The 2,215-nt window shown below is 42.6% G+C and carries 2 protein-coding genes and 1 pseudogene; all 3 read right to left on the bottom strand.

Annotation, left to right across the window (positions count from 1 at the left end):
• Positions 1 to 268 precede the first annotated feature (268 nt).
• On the bottom strand, positions 269 to 883 hold the full coding sequence (locus QZ106_RS09860; RefSeq protein ID WP_075875341.1) for a CadD family cadmium resistance transporter: 615 nt from the start codon (positions 881 to 883) through the stop codon (positions 269 to 271).
• Positions 884 to 1,192: 309 nt separating this feature from the next.
• Positions 1,193 to 1,885, bottom strand: a complete 693-nt coding sequence (locus tag QZ106_RS09855) for an ATP-binding cassette domain-containing protein (RefSeq protein ID WP_295976648.1) — start codon at positions 1,883 to 1,885, stop codon at positions 1,193 to 1,195.
• Positions 1,885 to 2,013 (bottom strand): annotated as a pseudogene (locus QZ106_RS09850) (ABC transporter permease); the annotation flags it as partial. The gene QZ106_RS09855 and the pseudogene QZ106_RS09850, both read right to left, overlap by 1 nt.
• Positions 2,014 to 2,215 lie beyond the last annotated feature (202 nt).

Raw genomic sequence — 2,215 nt, 5'->3', positions numbered from 1 at the left:
TAATGACAAAAAAGTGCGGTCATAAAATCAAAAGGATTCTGAACGTTGGCTTTGCCAACGGCTCCCCAGATAGCCCCTCCTTCTGACACGTAGTTTTATCTATCTAAAAAATAAGCAAATTGAAGTTATTCATGAAAATAGTAAAAATCTGAATCAAACGAAATTGATTTTCAGGCACGCGTTAGGAAACGCGCGCTATCGTGGGGGTTGTATCTTGTATTGAAGAAGCAAGCCGAAGGTTTGTCAGATACTCAAATGCCCGTATCATTCATATTATTGATATTATTGTTTGAATTGTATTATTTTCAATAATAATAAATAACCCTAAACCAATATAAATAACAGCCATTATCCAACGACTAAACTTCTCTACAATTTCACCAACACCTGAAATATTAGCCAATCTTTGTGCTGTATATACTAAAACAAAAATCAATATTAAAAATACAAGAAGAGTAACTAATAAGTCGACAAGATCTAAAGTCACAAAGTAAGGAACAAAAAGTCCAATATTATCTGCACCACAACTAGCAACTGTAACCAAAGCAACAATACCGACTAATTTTGACAACCCTTTTTCATCCAATTCTTTTTTAGCTCTTTTTTCGCCCTCACAATCGTCGTAAATAGCAACTTTAATACCTAAGTAAATCGGTATTAAACCTAATAAACCCAACACCCATTTTTCCGGAACATAATTCAAAACAAAAGCTAGAAATAAACTAACTAATATTAAAATTACAGAACCTAAATATTGTCCGATATAAATATCTCGATATTCTTTTCTAGTATTTGCTCTAGCAAAAAATATTAATAGTATTACCAACAAATCTACTGCTGTAGCAATATATAAAACAGCAGCAGTAATCACAGTCAAAAACATAAAGCACCTCATAATGAATCCCCTGCCCCCTTGGCACCACGGCTTTTTCAAAAACCGAATCGCGTTCGGATAACAGATTCGTATCTTTCGCTAAAGAGGCAAGCCTGTGGCTTACTTACCCTCTCCCTAGCTCTCTCCCACGGGGAGAGGGAATTGGGCTGTCGAGCCTGAACATTTTCAGGTTTACCTGACATCTGATTCCCAATTCTACGGCTCTCTGATTTTGAGAAACCTGATCCCCTTTCCCCGTGGGAGAGGGTTAGGGAGAGGGCAACGAACCGCAAGGTTTGTCAGAAATTTAAATTCCTATCACTCATAATAATGAATCCCCTGAAACTCTCTTGCCACCACGGCTTCTTCAAAAGCCAAATCGCGTTTGGACAGCGGCGTAGGCAGGGTAATCACGTTTTGCACGTTCATGCCCTTAGTGGAAAGCAGCATGATTTCATGGCTCAGGCGTGCGGCTTCGAAGCGGTCGTGCGTTACCAGCATACACGCCATGCCCTGCCGCTCGATTTTTTCCACCAGCATGGCGACCAAAATATCGCGCAAATCGCGGTCCAAACCGACGAACGGCTCGTCCAGCAAGGCAAGGTCGCAGCCGCACAGCAGCAGGCGCAAAAATGCTACCCGTTTCGCCATGCCGCCGGACAATTCGGTCGGATATTTGTTCAAATCTCCCGCAGTCAGCCCGACTTTCGCCGCCAGCGCGATGATTTCGCCTTCATCGGGTTTGTCCATAAAAATAGCGATATTCTGCATCGCGGTCAAGTTTTCCGGCAGGCGGTTTTCCTGAAACAGAAAACCCGTTTTGCGGAAAGTATTGCGTATCGTGCCCGATTTCGGCGTTTCCAAGCCCGCAATCAAACGCAAAACCGTCGTCTTGCCACAGCCGCTCGGCCCGAACAAAGCTTTCACTTCGCCATGTTGCAGGTTCAAACTGAAATCGTGCACGATGGGGTCACGGAGAATTTCAAAACGCACGTTTTCAAGACAGAGCATCACCTTCTCCACGGCATAAACAAAATTTCCAAAGGCTTGGTAATCAGATATTCAAACAGTGACACAAACACGATAACCAACACCACATAAGCCATCACCGTCGAAGTCCCCCTGATAGCGCAAGCGTCCTCGCTTGTGCCATTACAATCTATTGTGGTTTCGGAGTTAGCAAAATCCCGAGGCAAGCTCACGAATAAAATTTACCGGAAAAGTGATATTTGGCGATAAAGTGATTACCTGTTTAAGTTCTTCAATTTTCTTCTAATGACAAAAAAGTGCGGTCATAAAATCAAAAGGATTCTGAACGTTGGCTTTGCCAACGGCTCCCCA

Origin of the sequence: uncultured Aggregatibacter sp. (assembly GCF_901873365.1) — a bacterium.
In the GTDB taxonomy this organism is placed as follows: domain Bacteria; phylum Pseudomonadota; class Gammaproteobacteria; order Enterobacterales; family Pasteurellaceae; genus Aggregatibacter.
Note: the sequence above shows the minus strand (reverse complement) of the source record. Positions and strands in the feature narration are given on the sequence as shown.

Bases quoted from the DNA above. Each gene is read 5' to 3' on its own strand.
- QZ106_RS09860 (WP_075875341.1), bottom strand. From the start codon at position 883: ATGTTTTTGACTGTGATTACTGCTGCTGTTTTATATATTGCTACAGCA.
- QZ106_RS09855 (WP_295976648.1), bottom strand. From the start codon at position 1,885: ATGCTCTGTCTTGAAAACGTGCGTTTTGAAATTCTCCGTGACCCCATC.